Annotated in this window: 14 protein-coding genes; 11 read left to right on the top strand and 3 right to left on the bottom strand. The window is 61.5% G+C overall.

Annotation, left to right across the window (positions count from 1 at the left end; genetic code table 11):
• Position 1: 1 nt before the first annotated feature.
• From LJ738_RS04070 to LJ738_RS04085, 4 genes are all read left to right on the top strand, one after another.
• On the top strand, positions 2-2,995 hold the full coding sequence (locus LJ738_RS04070; protein WP_227785036.1) for a PD-(D/E)XK nuclease family protein: 2,994 nt from the start codon (positions 2-4) through the stop codon (positions 2,993-2,995).
• A gap of 175 nt (positions 2,996-3,170) precedes the next feature.
• Positions 3,171-3,623 carry a nucleoside deaminase gene (locus tag LJ738_RS04075; protein WP_227785037.1) on the top strand — a complete coding sequence of 151 codons (453 nt, stop codon included), beginning with the start codon at positions 3,171-3,173 and terminating at the stop codon, positions 3,621-3,623.
• 130 nt (positions 3,624-3,753) lie between these two features.
• On the top strand, positions 3,754-5,541 hold the full coding sequence (locus LJ738_RS04080; protein ID WP_227785038.1) for a chloride channel protein: 1,788 nt from the start codon (positions 3,754-3,756) through the stop codon (positions 5,539-5,541).
• A 30-nt stretch (positions 5,542-5,571) separates the two neighbouring features.
• Positions 5,572-6,921, top strand: a complete 1,350-nt coding sequence (locus LJ738_RS04085) for a BaiN/RdsA family NAD(P)/FAD-dependent oxidoreductase (protein ID WP_227785039.1) — start codon at positions 5,572-5,574, stop codon at positions 6,919-6,921.
• Here LJ738_RS04085 and LJ738_RS04090 read toward each other — a convergent pair.
• On the bottom strand, positions 6,918-7,181 hold the full coding sequence (locus LJ738_RS04090) for a hypothetical protein (protein ID WP_227785040.1): 264 nt from the start codon (positions 7,179-7,181) through the stop codon (positions 6,918-6,920). The genes LJ738_RS04085 and LJ738_RS04090 overlap by 4 nt on opposite strands.
• A gap of 194 nt (positions 7,182-7,375) precedes the next feature.
• Between LJ738_RS04090 and LJ738_RS04095 the strand changes: the two genes are divergently transcribed.
• Entirely contained in the window at positions 7,376-8,824 is a 1,449-nt protein-coding gene (locus LJ738_RS04095; protein ID WP_368045533.1) for a diadenylate cyclase, read from the top strand.
• Positions 8,825-9,012: 188 nt separating this feature from the next.
• Here the strand turns inward: LJ738_RS04095 and LJ738_RS04100 are convergent, their stop codons facing one another.
• Positions 9,013-10,005, bottom strand: coding sequence for an aldo/keto reductase (locus tag LJ738_RS04100; RefSeq protein ID WP_227785042.1), 993 nt, complete (start codon positions 10,003-10,005; stop codon positions 9,013-9,015).
• Positions 10,006-10,168: 163 nt separating this feature from the next.
• On the opposite strand from LJ738_RS04100, the gene LJ738_RS04105 reads away from it, so the two are divergent.
• The 6 genes from LJ738_RS04105 to LJ738_RS04130 all read left to right on the top strand — a co-directional run bounded on the left by LJ738_RS04105 (position 10,169) and on the right by LJ738_RS04130 (position 15,408).
• Entirely contained in the window at positions 10,169-10,633 is a 465-nt protein-coding gene (locus LJ738_RS04105; protein ID WP_227785043.1) for a hypothetical protein, read from the top strand.
• Positions 10,634-10,636: 3 nt separating this feature from the next.
• Entirely contained in the window at positions 10,637-11,338 is a 702-nt protein-coding gene (locus tag LJ738_RS04110) for an SCO family protein (protein WP_227785044.1), read from the top strand.
• Between the two features lie 110 nt (positions 11,339-11,448).
• Positions 11,449-11,808 carry a c-type cytochrome gene (locus LJ738_RS04115; protein WP_227785045.1) on the top strand — a complete coding sequence of 120 codons (360 nt, stop codon included), beginning with the start codon at positions 11,449-11,451 and terminating at the stop codon, positions 11,806-11,808.
• A gap of 187 nt (positions 11,809-11,995) precedes the next feature.
• On the top strand, positions 11,996-12,928 hold the full coding sequence (locus LJ738_RS04120; protein ID WP_227785046.1) for an enhanced serine sensitivity protein SseB C-terminal domain-containing protein: 933 nt from the start codon (positions 11,996-11,998) through the stop codon (positions 12,926-12,928).
• 167 nt (positions 12,929-13,095) lie between these two features.
• On the top strand, positions 13,096-14,454 hold the full coding sequence (locus tag LJ738_RS04125) for a M28 family peptidase (protein ID WP_227785047.1): 1,359 nt from the start codon (positions 13,096-13,098) through the stop codon (positions 14,452-14,454).
• 183 nt (positions 14,455-14,637) lie between these two features.
• Positions 14,638-15,408 carry a slipin family protein gene (locus LJ738_RS04130; protein ID WP_227785048.1) on the top strand — a complete coding sequence of 257 codons (771 nt, stop codon included), beginning with the start codon at positions 14,638-14,640 and terminating at the stop codon, positions 15,406-15,408.
• Between the two features lie 86 nt (positions 15,409-15,494).
• On the opposite strand, the gene LJ738_RS04135 is transcribed toward LJ738_RS04130, so the two are convergent.
• Entirely contained in the window at positions 15,495-16,352 is an 858-nt protein-coding gene (locus LJ738_RS04135; protein ID WP_227785049.1) for a DUF2911 domain-containing protein, read from the bottom strand.
• Positions 16,353-16,398 lie beyond the last annotated feature (46 nt).

A 16,398-nucleotide genomic window follows, 5' to 3' on the forward strand; every position in this document is an offset into this window, starting at 1 on the left:
AATGCCTGCCCGCCCTACTTCCTTCTCCGCTTCTGCCACTGTTGCGCCGCTTGAGGCGCCCGTTTCCTTTCTCGCCGCCACTGCCCGCGAGCTGCTGGACCTCTACGGTTCCGGGCCGCTCGATGAGCTGTCGGAAATAGTAGTGGTGGTGCCCACGCGCCGGGCCGTGGTGTACCTCAAAAACGAGCTGGCCCTGGCCCTGCCCACCGGCTCGCCGCTGTGGGCCCCGCGCGTGGCCGCCATGGAAGACTACATGGTGGAGCTGGCCGGCGTGCAGGTAGAGGAGCCCATTGCCCTGCAGCTGCTGCTGTTCGACATCCTCAAAAACATCGACACCCACCTCGACTTCGACCGGTTTGTGGGTTGGGCTGGGCTGCTGCTGAGTGACTTCTCCAATCTCGACCAAAACCTGGCCCCTACCCGCAAGGTGTTTGAGTACCTGAGCCTGGCCAAGGCCTTGGAGCGCTGGGACCTGGACGCCCTGCCCGAAAAAAGCAAGGCCGCTGCTCACTCGTTCAGCTTCTGGGACCAGCTCGAAAAAGTGTACCGCGAGCTGAAGCGCCGCATGCTGGCCAACCACCTCGCCTACCCCGGCCTGGCCTACCGCATGGCCGTGGAAAAGCTGGAGAAGCGCATCCAGGACCCTGCCGAGCCCGAAGTGGCCCGCCACGTGTTCGTTGGGCTGGGCAACCTGTCGAAGGCCGAAGAAAAGCTCATCCGCCTGCTCATCGGCGCCGACCGGGCCGAAGTCCGCTTCGACGCCGACCCATTTTACCTGGAGGAAGGCTCGCCCAACCGGGCCGGCCAGCACCTGGGCCGCTATTTCAAGCAGTGGAACCTGCCCCGCGAGAACATGGGCGGCGGAGTGGAGTGGCTGCGCGGCCAGCCCCACCACGTACGCTACCTGGGCGTGGCCAACCCCAGCATGCAGGGCAAGCTGGCCGGCCAGCTCCTGGCCGAGGCCCGGCGCCAGTACCCCGAGGCTACCGTGGCCGTGGTGCTGCCCGACGAAACCTTGCTGCTGCCCGTGCTCCACGGCCTGCCGCCCGACGAAGTGCCCGATTACAACGTGACCATGGGCCTGAGCTTCCAGGCTACGCCCCTGTTCAACCTAGTGGACTTGCTGTTTGAGGTGCACCTGACCGGCATCCGGGAGGGCAGCGCCGAAAGTGGCTACGGCGTGCCCCGCTACCACCACCTGGCCGTGACCAAGCTGCTGGCCCACCCCTTCCTGCGCCGCTACCAGCACTGGCAGGACCGCCAGCCCAACGAGCCCCAATACCACGGCGTTCTGGACCACGTGTGCCGCGAAATCGTGCGCCTGAACGCGGTGCTGCTGCCCGCCAGCGAGCTCGTGAAACTCGGGGCGCACCACCCGCTCATTGAGGCACTGTTCAAGACCTGGGACAACTGCGACGACATCATTGCGGCCTGCCACACGCTGATTGACTTGCTCAAGCAGGTGTATTCCGACAAGCAGTCGGGCATTGAGGCCGAGTACCTGTACCTATTCTATACCCTGATAAAGCAGCTCGACTCGGCCTTCGATTGCCGGGAGCAGCGGCTGTCGGTGCGCTCGTTCCGGCGCTTTCTCTACGAGCAGATGGCCCGCACCCGCCTACCCTTCTCGGGCGAGCCGCTGGCCGATGTGCAGGTGATGGGCCTATTCGAAACCCGGGCCCTGGACTTCGACCACGTTATCATTCTGAGCTGCAACGAAGGCGTGCTGCCCGCGCCCAAAAAGCAGCAGTCGCTGTTTCCGTACGACGTCCTCACCGAGTTCAAGCTGCCCACCTACGCCGATGCCGAGGCCATCACGGCCTACAACTTCTGGCGGCTGCTGCAGCGGGCCAAGCGGATTGATTTGGTGCACGTGCTGCCCGGCGCTGAGGGCATGAAGAGTGGCGAGCGCAGCCGGTTTTTGCTCCAACTGAAGAACGACTTGCTGCCGCAAAACCCGCAGCTCATCCTGGAGGACCTTACGGTGAGCGTGGCCGGTCCGGACACCGAAGTAGCCGTCGACCCTTACGAGGGCGACCTCATCTTGGAGAAAGACCCCGAGATGCTGGCAGCCCTGCGCGGCGTGCTCGAACGCAACATTTCCCCCTCGCGGCTCAACGATTTCCTGGCCTGCTCGCTGCGCTTCTACTTCTCGAAAGTGGCCCGCTTCCAGGAAAACGACGCCGTGGAGGAAACGCTGGAGGCCGGCAGCTTTGGCACCATGGTGCACGCGGCGCTGGAAAACCTGATGATGCCTTTTGAGCAGCAGGCCCGCCCCATCACGGCCGCCGACATCCCGGAGCTGCTCAAGCATGTGTCCGAGGAAGTGCGCAAGGCCCTGCGACAGGAAGAAACCGAAAAGCACGCCCGCCCCGACGAAGGCCTGAACCACGTGTACGGCCAGGTGGCGGTGCGCCTTATTTCGCGCTATCTCGAGGGTCTGGAGCAGAACGAGGGCCTACCGCTGCGCCTGTTCAGCCTGGAGAAAGACCTGGCGGCCACGGTGTTCGTCGACGTGCCCGGCTCGGGACCGCTCGCCGTGCGCCTGTTCGGCAAAGCCGACCGGGTAGACCAGCTGCCCGACGGCCGCCTGCGCGTGGTCGACTACAAAACCGGCCTCGTCGAGGCCAACGACCTCAACCTCACCAACCGCGGCAAGCTCACCCCGGCCGAAGCCACCGAGCGCCTGCTCTGGGAAGCCACCTCCAGCGCCGACAAAGTGCGCCAGCTGTGGCTCTATCGCCTCATGTTGGCCAGCACCGAGAAGCGCGAAACCGAAAACACCGCCATCGTGTCGATGCGCAACCTCGACAAAGGCTTGCTGTCGGCGGACTTAAGCTTTCTCACCCCCGAAGGGCAGGATTTCGTGCAGGTTTCGGAGGAATTGGTGCGTAAAATTGTACTGCGCATTCTGGACCCGACGGAGCCCATTCGCAAAACTGACGATTTGAAAAAGTGTGAGCACTGCCCCTACCGCGGCATTTGCGCACGGTAACGTAGCCGTGGTCCACCATCTGTCATCCTTATCTGGCGTCCGCACAGCGAAGGACCATATTACGTGAGAACTACTAGCAGTTATTAAAATACTTCGCATCGTTCTGTTGTCATTAGGTCCTTCGCAGGCTCAGGATGACAGTCAATAGAAGGAGAACAAAATCAAAATCCCACCCATGACCGACCAGAACCAGAAAGACGAATTCATGCAAGCTGCCATCGACGAAGCCCGCCTGGGCCGGTCGCAAGGAGGCATTCCCATTGGCTCGGTGCTCATCCGGGATGGTAAAATTGTAGGCCAGGGCCACAACAAGCGCGTGCAGGAAGATTCTGCCATTAAGCACGGCGAGATGGACTGCCTGACCAATGCCGGCCGCCAGCGCACTTACCGCGACACTGTTATTTATACCACGCTCATGCCCTGCTACATGTGCGCCGGCACCATCGTGCAATTCAAAATCCCGAAGGTTATCGTGGGCGAGTCGCGCACCTTCGGCGAGTCGCGGGCCTTCCTCGAAAGCCACGGCGTGGAAGTGGTCGACCTCGACCTGCAGGAGTGCGTGGATATGATGAACGAGTTCATCGAAGCCGAGCCCACGCTCTGGAACGAAGACATCATGGAGCTGTAAGCAACCCGCGGCGCCCGGCCAGCGAGTTCAACGTGAAAATCGGCGAGCCCACCGAGCTTTAGCGTTTCGCAGGCACCTGCCGGCTCCATTTTTGCGTTGCTAGAAATGCGTTAACCACTCGCTGCCGTCTATGCCTCACCACGCCGTCCACAGATTGTTGCGTCCGCTGCTCGTTTGGCGAGCGCGCCACATCAGCGAGCGGATGTACATGCTCATTCTTAGCATATTGGTGGGCGCGGCGGCGGGCCTGGCCGCGGTGCTGCTTAAAGTCTGTATTCGGGCGCAGGTGCAGCTGCTGCAGGGCGATATCTCCGAGCCCTACCGGGTATTTGCCTCCTCGGTTTATCCTATCATCGGCATTTCGCTTACGGTGCTGGTTACCAAGTATTTTCTGGGAGGTCAGTTGGGCCGGGGCATTGGGCCAATTATCTACAGCACGGCCCGCGAAAACAGCATAGTACCGCGTTCCAAGCTGTATTCGCAGCTCATCACGGCCTTTCTCACGGTCAGTTTCGGCGGCTCGGCCGGTACCGAGGCCCCGATTTCGGTGACGGGGGCGGCCCTGGGTTCCAACATCGGGAGGGTGCTGCACGTGGACCGGCGGCGGCGGCGCCTGCTCACGGGGTGCGGCGCGGCGGCGGGCGTGGCGGCCATCTTCAACTCGCCCATCGCGGGGGTGCTGTTCGCGGTCGAAACCATATTGCTGGAGCTGCCGGCTCAATATTTTATTCCCCTGCTCATCTCCTCGGCTACGGCCACGGTGGTGTCCAAGGCGCTGTATGCGGGCCAGCCGTTCGTGCTCATCACCACCAGCTGGCCCGTCGATGCCGTGCCGTTTTACGTGCTATTGGGCTTGTTTACGGCGTTTTTCTCCGTTTATATGATTCGGACCTACCACTGGTTCGAACGTTTTTTTGACCGGTGGCCGGGGCTGAACTGGCGCAAGGTGCTGCTCGGCGGCACCATGCTCGGCGGGCTGATTTTCTTTTTCCCCACCCTATACGGCGAGGGTTACAACACGGTAGAGCTACTGCTGCGTGGCCACCCCGAGCACATTACCGACGGCAGTATTTTTTCAGTTTATCAGGACAATAACCCCTGGCTGCTGCTGGTACTGGTGTTGTTTAGCATGCTGCTGAAAGTGGTGGCTACCAGCATCACGGTGGGCAGCGGCGGCAATGGTGGCATGTTCGGTTCCTCGCTGTTTGCGGGAGCCATGGCGGGGTTTTTCTTTGCCCGTCTCATCAACTTAAGTGGGCTAACGCACGTGCCCGAAGTGCATTTTGTGGTGCTGGGTATGGCGGGCACTCTGGCGGGCGTCATTCATGCGCCGCTCACGGCTATCTTCCTCATTGCTGAGATTACGGGCGGCTACGCCCTGTTTGTCCCCCTGATGGTGGTCAGCAGCTCGTCGTACCTCATTACCAAATACTTCGAGCCGTATTCCGTGTATACTCGCAAGCTCACGGCCCGCGGCGTGGACGTGTACGCCAACCGCGACCGCGGCCTGCTGGCTCAACTCGACCCGCGCAAGCTGCTCGAAACCGATTTTATCCCGGTGCGGCCCAACACCACACTCGGCGAGCTGGTGGACATCTTCCGGCATTCCTCGCGTGACCTATTTCCAGTGGTGGCTTCCGGCGGCCGGCTCCTTGGCGTCATCAGCCTCGATGCCGTGCGCAACGCCCTCTTTGACGACGCGCACTACCAAACCACCAAAGTGAGCGAGCTGATGAAGCCCGCCCCCGCCGTGGTGGGCCCCAACGACGATTTGGAACATACACTGGCTCTGCTCGACCGCCACGGCGCCTGGGCACTGCCCGTGTGCGAAGAAGACGGCCGCTACCTCGGCTTCATCCTCAAGTCGGCCATCCTGGCCCGGTATCGCCGGCAGCTCATTCTGGAAAGCGAAGCGTAGCGTTACGATGCGCTTATTGAAGAATTACGAATGAGGAATGAGGAATTAAAAGCGGGCAATAACGAAGACTCTGAGGAGCAGCAAGAAGAACTACGGACGGTAAATTCTTCATTCGTAATTCCTCATTCTTCATTAAGCGCAGCGACGTTCGTAGCCATTATCGGTGGCGGGCCAGCTGGGCTGATGGCAGCTCAACGGCTGGCCGAAGCCGGGCACAAGGTGCATCTATTCGAAGCGCAAGCCACGGTGGGGCGCAAGTTCCTGGTGGCCGGGCATGGCGGCTTCAACCTGAGCAATAATGAAGAGTTGAGCCGTTTTGCCGGGCGGTATGGCGTAGAAGAGGCCCGATTTGTTGCCCTACTCAGCCACTTTTCACCGACTGCGCTCAGGGCTTGGGCCGCTGATTTGGGCATCGAAACCTTCGTGGGAACCAGTGGGCGCATTTTCCCGGTGGCCGCGCACAAGCCCGCCGATTTGCTGCGCGCCTGGCTGAACCGGCTGCGCGAACTGGGCGTAGAAATTCATTTCCGGCACCGCTGGCTGGGGTTTGCGGGAGATAATGGCCTGCGCCTGCGCGACGAAAGCGCCGGCCTGGAAGCGGCCCGGGAGTTTATCATTGAGCCCACTGCTACCGTACTGGCCCTGGGCGGAGCAAGTTGGGCTAAAACCGGATCGGATGGTACCTGGGTGCCGCTGCTACAGGAACTGGGCGTGCCCGTCGTGCCATTTGCGCCGGCCAACTGCGGCGCGGAAGTGACGTGGTCGCCGTTTTTTAAACAGAAAACCGGCCGCGCCCCACTCAAAAATATTGCCTTGCGCGTGAACGACGGGCCCGAGGTGCGGGGCGAAATCATGCTGACCGAATACGGTGCGGAAGGCACGCCCGTGTACGCCCTCACGCCCCAGCTGCGGGCCGCGCTAGCCAGCGGGGGCCTGGCAGTGTTGCATCTCAACCTGAAGCCCGACCTGACTCCTGCCGCCCTTATGGCCAAGCTGCAGCAGCGTCGCCCGGGCTCCTCCCTGCCTGATTTTTTACGCAAAACCTTGCACCTGGGCCCGCCCGTGCCCACGCTGCTGCGCGAAGCCCAGCCCGACGTAGCGACTCTGGGCGCGGAGGCCATGGCGGAGCTCCTGGCGGCCGTGCCACTGCCCGTAGCTGGCCTGCGTCCGCTGGATGAAGCCATATCTACAGCTGGTGGCATTGAGTTCTCGGCCTTGGATGAGCACCTGATGCTGCGGCAGCGGCCGGGAACTTATGTGGCCGGAGAAATGCTGGATTGGGAAGCGCCTACGGGCGGGTATTTATTACAAGGGTGCTTTAGCACAGGAGCCTGGGTGGCTCAGGCCATTGTGGCTCAACTTGCAGCCCAACCAAGCTAGCGTTGGCTCCTGATGGCGTTGGCCTTCTCTTCCGCGTCGCGCAGAATTTGCTTGGCCTCGGCCAGGAGCCGGCGGCCGGGGTCCAGTTCGTCGCGCGCTATCAGGGCGAAGAGCAGGAAGAACGAGGCTATCGGCAGCACCCAGCCCAACACAAACCACAGCCAGAAAGACCGACCCCGGCTATGGGCACAATACCCCGTGAGAATCGGGATAAAAGAAATGGCAACCGCCACCACAAAAAGCATGTCGACGAAGAGCATAGGCTTGCGTGGTTAGTGCGGTGAAGTAGAGGCGACTTCGGCGGGCAGCGCCAGTCCGAAGATACGAATTTATGAGCAGTGCATGAAGTGCTGAAAGAGGAAATTTGTTTACATAAACCACTATGCCGAGCTTTTTTCCGTAGTTCGGCATGAAGTCGGGCCCGCAAGGAGGTCCGGCCGTCCTGTACTTGCCCATGTGGGAACACCAAAGTCTATTCCGTGTATCGGCCCAACTCTTCGCCGAGGGGGTTTTTAATTTGCTTGACCGCAGCTTGCGGCCCGAAGTATTTCTGCTGGGCATGGCCTCGGCCAAAGAGGCCGACGACCCCGATATGGTGGTACTGGAGCCGACCTCCATCCGCTACTCCCCCGCCGACTTTAAGCACATAAAGGCCCAGGCTGCCACCCTCGAGGCCGATGCCGGACCCCGGGACGTGGTGTACCACCTGCACCCCAACGACCACGACCGCATTGAGAAGCAGCACTGGTACGAGCTGGTGTGCCGGGCCACCGAGGCCACCATGAATGCCCTCACGGCCACCCGCGAAGAAAACCGGCGCTCGTTCTGCTCGGTGCCCGTGAGCCTGCAGGGCTACCTGGTAACGGTGGTGCTGCAGCTCTCGGCCGACTGCTACGAGGGCTACTACGCCCTGCCCAAGCATACCGCCGGCCGCCCCTCCAACCTGCCCCACGCGGCCGTGCTGGAATTTCTGCACGACTGCACCCGCGCCCTGCGCGAAGCCGACACGGCCGACAACGACCAGCCCGTACTCGACCGTGACTACAACGAGGTGCTGCGCTCGGCGGGCCGGCGCCTGATGCTGCGCGTGGCCCCGGCCGGTACCCACGGCCTCTACGATGCCTGCAATGGCGTGGCCGCCCTGCGCCACGAAGGCGACGAAGGCATCGGCACCATGCTCGTGAGCCGGCGCCAGCACCCGGCCATCGTGCCCGTGCTTACCCTGGAAACGCCCGTGCACATGCGCGACCACCGCTCCATTCGCAAGCTGCTGGAGCTGAGCGAGGGCCACACGGCCCTGATTTCGGATGCCTCCCACGTCTTCGGCCTGGGCCAACTGGTGCCGGAAACGGACAGCCAGTACGAGCCCCTGGTGACGGTGCACTTCACCAACCACTTCAGCTGGGAAATGAGCCACGCGGGCCACGTACTGATGCGCGTGGTGAGCAACACGCCGCGCCTGCCCCAGGGCCAGGTAGCCGCCGACAACTTCGCCCGCATCGTGCGCATTGTTTTCCCCAAGCTCAACTCCGACAGCACCGACTACCTCTGGGACCTGGCCCAGAAAGCCAGCACCCAGCCCACTGGCACCATCCTGGTAATCACCACCGGAGCCGCCCAGGAAGCCCAACGCCTCACCCGCCAGTGCTTCCGGGTAGTGCCCCGCATCATGACGCCCTCGGTGCTGCGCCTCGTTACCAACATCGACGGGGCCGTACTCATCGAGCCCAGCGGCATGTGCCACGCCATCGGCGCCATCCTCGACGGCCTGGCCACCGAAAAAGGCGATTCCTCGCGCGGCTCCCGCTACAATTCGGCCCTGCGCTACGTCAACAGCAGCAAGTACCCCGCGCTGGCCGTGGTAGTGAGCGAAGACGGCTGGATTGATTTGCTGCCAAGTTGAGTAAGCGCATCAGTTTGAACCTGTCATTGCGAGGAGGCACGACGAAGCAATCCGTCCTGTAAAAGCCAGACACTTTCTACAGTAAAAAGCCCGGGGTCTGCGCAGAACCCGGGCTTTTTACATCTTAGGACTGGTCCCTGAGAACAGGACGGATTGCTTCGCTGCGCTCGCAATGACGGGTTGAATGCTTACCCGTTTACCGAGCCCATCATGGCTTCGGGGTAGCGCATGCCGGCTGCGGCTTTGCCCTTGGGAGCAATTTCATCGAGTTGAGCTAACTCGGCTGCTGATAGGTTAACCTCCAGCGCACCCAGGTTTTCTTCCAGGTACTTCACGCGCTTGGTGCCCGGAATGGGCACGATGTCTTCGCCTTGGGCGAGCACCCAAGCCAGCGCCAGCTGGCTGGCCGTGCAGTTCTTCTGCTGGGCCAGGTCGTTGATGCGGGCTACCAGGTCCAGATTTTTCTGGAAGTTCTCGCCCTGAAAACGGGGTGTGTGACGCCGGTAGTCGTCTTCGGCCAGGTCTTCGAAACGCTGAATCTGGCCCGTCAGGAAGCCGCGGCCCAGCGGGGAATAGGGCACGAAGCCCACGCCCAATTCCCGGATGGTGGGCAGGATTTCATCTTCCGGCTCGCGGCTCCACAGCGAATACTCCGTTTGCAAAGCAGCAATGGGGTGTACGGCCACAGCCCGCCGCACAGTGGCCGGCGCCGCTTCGCTCAAACCCAGAAAGCGCACTTTGCCGGCCTTAACCAGGTCGGCCATAGCACCCACGGTTTCTTCAATTGGCGTACTGGGGTCCACGCGGTGCTGGTAATACAGGTCGATATAGTCGGTGCCGAGGCGCTTCAGACTGGCATCGCAGGCGGCTTTCACGTACTCGGGGCGGCCGTTGATGCCGCGCTTGGTGGGGTCGTTGGGGTCGCGCTGAATCCCGAATTTGGTGGCCAGCACGATTTCTTTGCGCTTGCCCTGGAAGGCCCGGCCCAGCAGCTCCTCGTTCTTATAGGGGCCGTACATATCGGCCGTGTCGAAGAAGGTAATGCCCAGTTCCAGGGCGCGGTGCAGGGTACGGGTGCTTTCAGCATCGTCCTGGCCGCTGTAGAAGTCGGACATGCCCATGCAGCCCAAGCCCAGGGCCGAAACAGTGAGGCCGGAGCGGCCCAATTGGCGAGTTTTCATAAGCGTTTGTTAAGGTGTAAGTGGTGAAGGAATGGCAAGTGTCCTGCCTACTACGCAAGTTGCCCGAGGTCCTCCAACAGATTTAGCCCAATTTTTGATTTTCCGGCTTTTCCCATCATCCTTATCTCCTTTGCTACCCGCCCGCTGCACGTACCTTTGGCCCGTGAAATTCTCTTCCGAAAACGCATTGCGCGCGGCCCTGCTGGCTCTGATGCCACTGCTGGTCGCCTGCCCTTCCCCCAAAAAGCCGATTGCCGAAAATGGCCCGCCGTCGTCCGCTGCTGCGGCCGAGATGGCCCTCATGGCCCGCCACGATTCCCTCATGGCCCAGGAAGACCAGCTGTTTTCAATGAAAGCCAAGATTACGGCAGCTCACTCCCCCGCCGCTGGCCCCTACCTGCGCGGCCTGGCCGCGGCCGATGCCGCCATGATGGACTGGATGCACCAGTACCACGCCCCCGACTCCACGGTGGCCCCCGCCGCGCGGCTGGCTTATTTCCGGCAGCAGCAGCAGGTGCTGGCCACGGTCAGCCAGAAATTTCGGGCAACGATAGACTCGGCTACGATGTTCATCAATAAGCTGCCCACTGCAGCCGCCCCGGCAAAGTCTGCCGCTTCTTCTAAATAACTCATGCTCAAACGCTTTTTCCTGCTGCCAGCCTTGGCCGCCTCGCTTTTCACGGGCTGCACCGGTCCCGAAACCAACACGGTAGCTCAACTGCCCATCCTGGGCGAGCGCGAGGTGAAGCCCCGCGCGGACGGCGGCCCCGCCGATACAATTTTTGCCACGGTGCCTGCCTTCCGGCTCACCGACCAGGCCGGCCAGGTCATCACCAATAAGACCTTCGCGGGCCGGGCCTACATCGCCGATTTCTTCTTTGCGACGTGCCCCGGCATTTGCCCCAAGATGCAGGGCGAGCTGCTAAAAGTGTATAGCAAATACGCCAAGGACCCGCGCGTGGTCTTCCTCTCGCACACCATCGACCCGGCCCATGATACCCTTCCCGTGCTGCGCGACTACGCTCAGCGGCTAGGCATTACCGACGCCAGCCGCTGGCACTTTGCCACCACCGGCGCCCACGGTGAGCCCACGGCCAAAGACACCGTGTTTCAGCTGGCCCGAGCTTATTTCACCGCTGCCCAACCCGACAAGGAAGCTCCCGGCGGGTTCGCCCACAACGGCACGTTCGCACTGGTCGATGACCTGGGCCACATCCGCGGCCTCTACGACAGCCTGAACCCCAAAGAAGTGGACCGCCTGCTGGCCGAGCTACCCACGCTGCTGGCCGAGATTGACGCCCGCAAAGCCAAGCCGGTAGCCAGCATTCAATAGTCCATCTACAAACCATAGCTCTTATTAATCAGCTGATTCACGGCATGTCAGAATACTTTCGTCCGACCACTGACTACCGGCTACTGATTGCGTTCCTACTTATTTCGCTAATGCTCCCAGGCTGCTTTAGCAATAACCGCCACCAAGGGGAGCGGCTGTATGCGCAGCACTGCGCCAGTTGCCACGGCGACCAGGGCCAGGGGCTGGCGCGCCTAGTGCCGCCGCTGGCGGGCTCGGATTACCTGGTGGACCACCGCGCCGAGCTGCCCTGCCTGCTACGCCAGGGCCAGAAGGAAGTCATCGTGGTAAACGGCGTGGGCTACCACAACGTGATGCCCGGCAACAAGGCCTTGAGCCCCGCCCAGCTCACCAACCTGCTGAATTACATCGAGAGCCACTGGGGCAACGAGGCCGCTCCGCGCACCATCCGCGACGTGCAGCAGCAGCTCGACAGCTGCCGCGTGCCCTAGCCCAGCTCCGGCCCGGAGAATGCAGCTAGTGGCAGTGGTGGCTGAGTAGCAGGCCATACCGCAGAAATGGCTCAGCTTAAGGCCCTGATTTGGCCATTTAACCTCTGCAATTGCCCTTTTTCACCCCATCGCAACGCGGTTTTCGCCGTAGATTGCACTTTCAACTCACTCGCTTCGCTTTTCTATTATGGGTCTGCTCGACTTTCTGAAGAATAAACCCGCCGAGGACAAACCGGCCACTCCCGCTCCGGCTGCTCCCGGCACCCCACCCGCCGCCAACGAAAAGCCTGCCGGCGGCCCCCGCTACCAGGGCGCCAAGTTTACGGCTCCTCCCGCGCCCGCCGAGCCGGTCTTCAACATTCCGGAGCCCGAGCCTTTCCCTTTCGAGCCCGAGAACGTGCTGGAGCAGCTCCTGCTGCTGGCCGCTACCGATGAAAACGCCCGCCCGGCCTTCTACCAGGCCTTGTTGCAGGAAGAAATCCTGATGATTTTGGCCCCGATGGAAGGCATTGCCGAAGGGGAAGTGGTGCTGGCCGAAGGCCAGGAAATCCAGCTCCAGATTCTGTCTGATGGGAAACTGCCCATCTTCTCCTCGGTGCCCCGCCTCACCGATGGCGGCGTCGACAACGGCCCCGTGAGCTATGTGCGCCTGCCCGGCCACGCGTTTTTCAACATGGTGCAGGGCCAGGACTGCGTGCTGAACCCCTTCTCGCCCGCTGGCAAGCTGCTGCCCAAAGACGAACTGGCGGCGCTGCTGGCCGGTCAGCTCACCGGCCCCCTCTCGCCCGCGGGTGGCGATGCGCAGGTGCTGCTCAGCCAGCCCGCCGAGTATCCTACGGCTGTGGCCGAGGCCATCAAGACCTGGGCCGCAACCCAGCCCAACATCGAAGCCGCGTACCTGGCCCAGATGCAGCTGGCCGACAACCCCGATGTGCCGCGCCTGCTGCTGGCCTTCGTGAGCAACACCCCCGACCCCAGCTTCATGCAGGAGCTCGGCCCGGTGCTGCAAGGCCAAACCGATGCCTATCAGTTTGTGGACCTGATGCTACTCGACGTGAGCTCCGACGAGGGCGTAAACCCCTACTTCCGCCAGGTTGAGCCGTTTTATAAAGCTGGCTAACGGTTGGCCTGAGTCAGCTGTTGTTTCAGGAACGTCATGCTGAGCGAAGTCGAAGCATCTCGCGTGGGGTAGTAATCCATTTACTATGACACGCGAGATGCTTCGACTTCGCTCAGCATGACGTTCTTTTTTCTTTGTTATTCTGCTCCCCGTCATACCTTCCATCCATGAAAATCGCTACGCTCCTATTCCTGGCGCCCTTTGCCGCCCTCTCCCAGACCAAGCCAGCCCCGCTGCTGCCCCCCGCCGACCCCAAAATCCAGAAGCTGGTCGATGAGATTTCAGCTAAAAACCTGGAGGCCGACATCCGCAAGCTCGTATCCTTTGGCACGCGCCACACCCTGAGCGACACCCAAAACCCCACCCGCGGCATCGGCGCAGCCCGCAACTACGTGCGCGATGAGTTCCTGAAGTACAGCAAAGCCGGCGGCGGCCGCATGACCGTCGAGATGGACACCTTCACGGTGAAGCCCGACGGCCGCCGCATCAACAAGCCCGTGCTCATGGCCAACGTGCTGGCCACCCTGCCCGGCACCGACCCCACCGATACCCGCGTGATTCTGGTGAGCGGCCACATCGACTCCCGCGTGAGCGATGTGATGAACGCCACCGCCGACGCACCCGGCGCCAACGACGACGGCTCCGGCACGGTGCTGGTAATGGAGCTGGCCCGCGTGCTGGCTGGCCAGAAGTTTCCCTGCACGCTCAAGTTTGTGGCGGTGCAAGGCGAAGAGCAGGGCCTCTACGGCTCCGGCCACCTCGCCGAGCGCGCCAAAAAAGAGGGCTGGAACCTGATTGCCATGCTCAACAACGACATCGTGGGCAACTCGCACGGCTTCGACCCGGTCATCAACGACGACAAGCACCTGCGCGTGTTCAGCGAAGGCGTGCCGGCCAATGAAACGCCCGAGCAAGCCAAGATTCGCCGGCAGCTCAGCAACGAGAACGACGGCATCAGCCGCCAGCTGGCCCGCTACTCGCAGCGCGCCGGCAAGCTCTATGGCAAAGGCCACGAGGTGGTGCTGGAGTACCGCCCCGACCGTTTCCTGCGCGGCGGCGACCACACGCCATTCAACCAACAGGGCTTCGCGGCCGTCCGCTTCACGGAGATGAACGAGGACTACACCCACCAGCACCAGGACCTGCGCACTGAGAAAGGCCGGGCCTATGGCGATGTCATCGAAGGCGTGGACTTCGCTTACCTGCGCCGCAACGCGGGCATTAACCTCGCCACCATGGCCAGCCTGGCCCTGGCCCCCGCCGCCCCCGCCAAAGTGGAAGTCCTCACCGCCAACCTCACCAACCGCACCGAGCTGCGCTGGCAGGCTCCCGCCACCGGCGCCAAGCCCGCCAGCTACGTTGTGCTGGTGCGCGAAACCAGCGCCCCCCAGTGGCAGCAGCGCATCCCCATGACCGGCCTAACCGCCGACCTGCCCATCAGCAAAGACAACTTCATTTTTGGCGTGGCCTCGGTTGATGCTGCCGGGCACGAGAGCGTCCCGGTGCTGCCGGTGGTAGGCCGGTAGAAGACTATCCATAATCACCAGTCATGCTAAGCGGAGCGAAGCATCTTATCACCGTTGACGGAATCGTTGACACGTGATAAGATGCTTCGCTCCGCTCGGCATAACAGGTAGTTGCGATTAGGCTGTAATGCCCACGCTTTTTCGGCGATACATCTACCAAACCCTCACCAATCTCCTTCGGTCATGTCGCCGTTCGCCCTCCTTCTCATCGTCGTTCTTCTTCTGCTTTCTGGCATCCGCATTGCGCAGGAATACGAGCGCGCCCTGGTGTTTCGGTTGGGCCGGTTCACAGGGCTGCGCGGGCCTGGTCTTTACTGGATAATCCCGTTTATCGAACGCCAGCAGACCATTGACATCCGCACCAAAACCGTGGATTTGGAGCAGCAGGAAACCATCACCAAAGACAGCGTGACCATTAAGGTGAATGCCGTGCTGTGGTTTCGGGTGGTGAACCCGGCCGATGCCATTATCAAGGTGGCCAATTTCAACCAAGCAGTTTACCAGTTGTCCGTCACGGCATTGCGCAATATTATTGGGCAGCATCAGCTGGATGAGGTACTGCGGGAGCGCGCTCAAATCAATGCGTCGCTGATGCAAATTGTGGATGCGGCCACCGAATCCTGGGGCGTCAAAATTGAGCTGGTTGAAATCAAGGATGTTGAAATTCCGGAATCCATGCAGCGGGCCATGGCCCGCGAGGCCGAGGCCATCCGCGAGAAGCGCGCCCGCATCATCAAAGCCGAGGCGGAATTAGAGGCTAGCATCAAGCTCACGCAGGGCGCTTTGGAGATGGAGAAAAGCCCCATTGCCCTGGAGCTGCGCCGCATGCAGATGCTCTCGGAAATCGGCATCGATAACAACACGACCACCGTCGTGCTCATCCCGTCGGAGTTTACCAATGCGGCCAAAAGCTTCACGCAGATGGTGAACCAGGGCAATAACTCCGCTACCTGATTTATTCGCTTCGCTCGGTAGCAAAAAGGCTCCGCGCAAGTTGCGCGGAGCCTTTTTGTTAAAGTTAAACATCAGCCCAGGCAGCTCTATTTCTTGGCGCCAGCAGCAGTTAGCACCTCCTGGTTCAGGCGCGTGTACTCGGTGCGCGAGACCTCGTTCTTATCGGCTTTTACCAGCTCCAAGGACTTATTGGCCGCCTCGATGGCTTCCTTATTCTTGCCTTGCTTCTGCAGCAGCTTGGCTTTCCAGTAGTAGCTATAGTAGTCAGGTTTGGCCTTAATGGATTCGTCAATCCAGCCGATGGCGGGCGTCAGGTCTTTGCCGGTGTTGTAGTAATACTGAGCGGCCGTGATGTAGGGCTTCTTTTCGCCTTTCATGGCCTCCTGAATCTGGCCCATTACGATGCGGTCGGGGTCGGCGGTGATGGGGAGGGCCACTTGCGTGCGGTCCCAAATCACGACGAGGTCGGCCGCGTTGGGCCGCATGTTCTCGACGGTCAGCGACATGGTTTCGACCGGCGCGGCCAGCTTGGTGGGCTTTGCTTTCACGCGCAGCACGTCGAGGGCCTGCTTGTACTCGTAGGTCCCCCACTGTGCAGTGTCGCGGTTCAAAATGAAGGTCCATTCCTTGGCGTCGGGGATTGTGAGCAGGGCGTAGGCGCCGGCGGGCACGGTTTGGCCATTGATTTTCACTTCCTCGCCAAAGCGCACTTTGGTGATGGTATTGGCCCCCGTGCGCCATACCGTGCCGTTGGGCACCAGGTTGCCGAAGGCCACCCGGCCGCGCAGCGACGGCCGCGAGTAGGTCAGGTCGATGTATGACGTGGAAAAAGATTGGCGGATGTGCGTACCGGGGCTCAGCGGTGGCGCCGTGAGCTTGGTTTGGGCCTGGACTGCGGGGGCAAGCAGCAAACCCGATGCGAGAAGGGAGACGAAGTATTTCATGGGCGCAAAGATGCTGATTAGCCCTTGATAATTCAATAGTTGTAGA

Source organism: Hymenobacter plasmatis (assembly GCF_020711255.1).
Lineage (GTDB): Bacteria > Bacteroidota > Bacteroidia > Cytophagales > Hymenobacteraceae > Hymenobacter.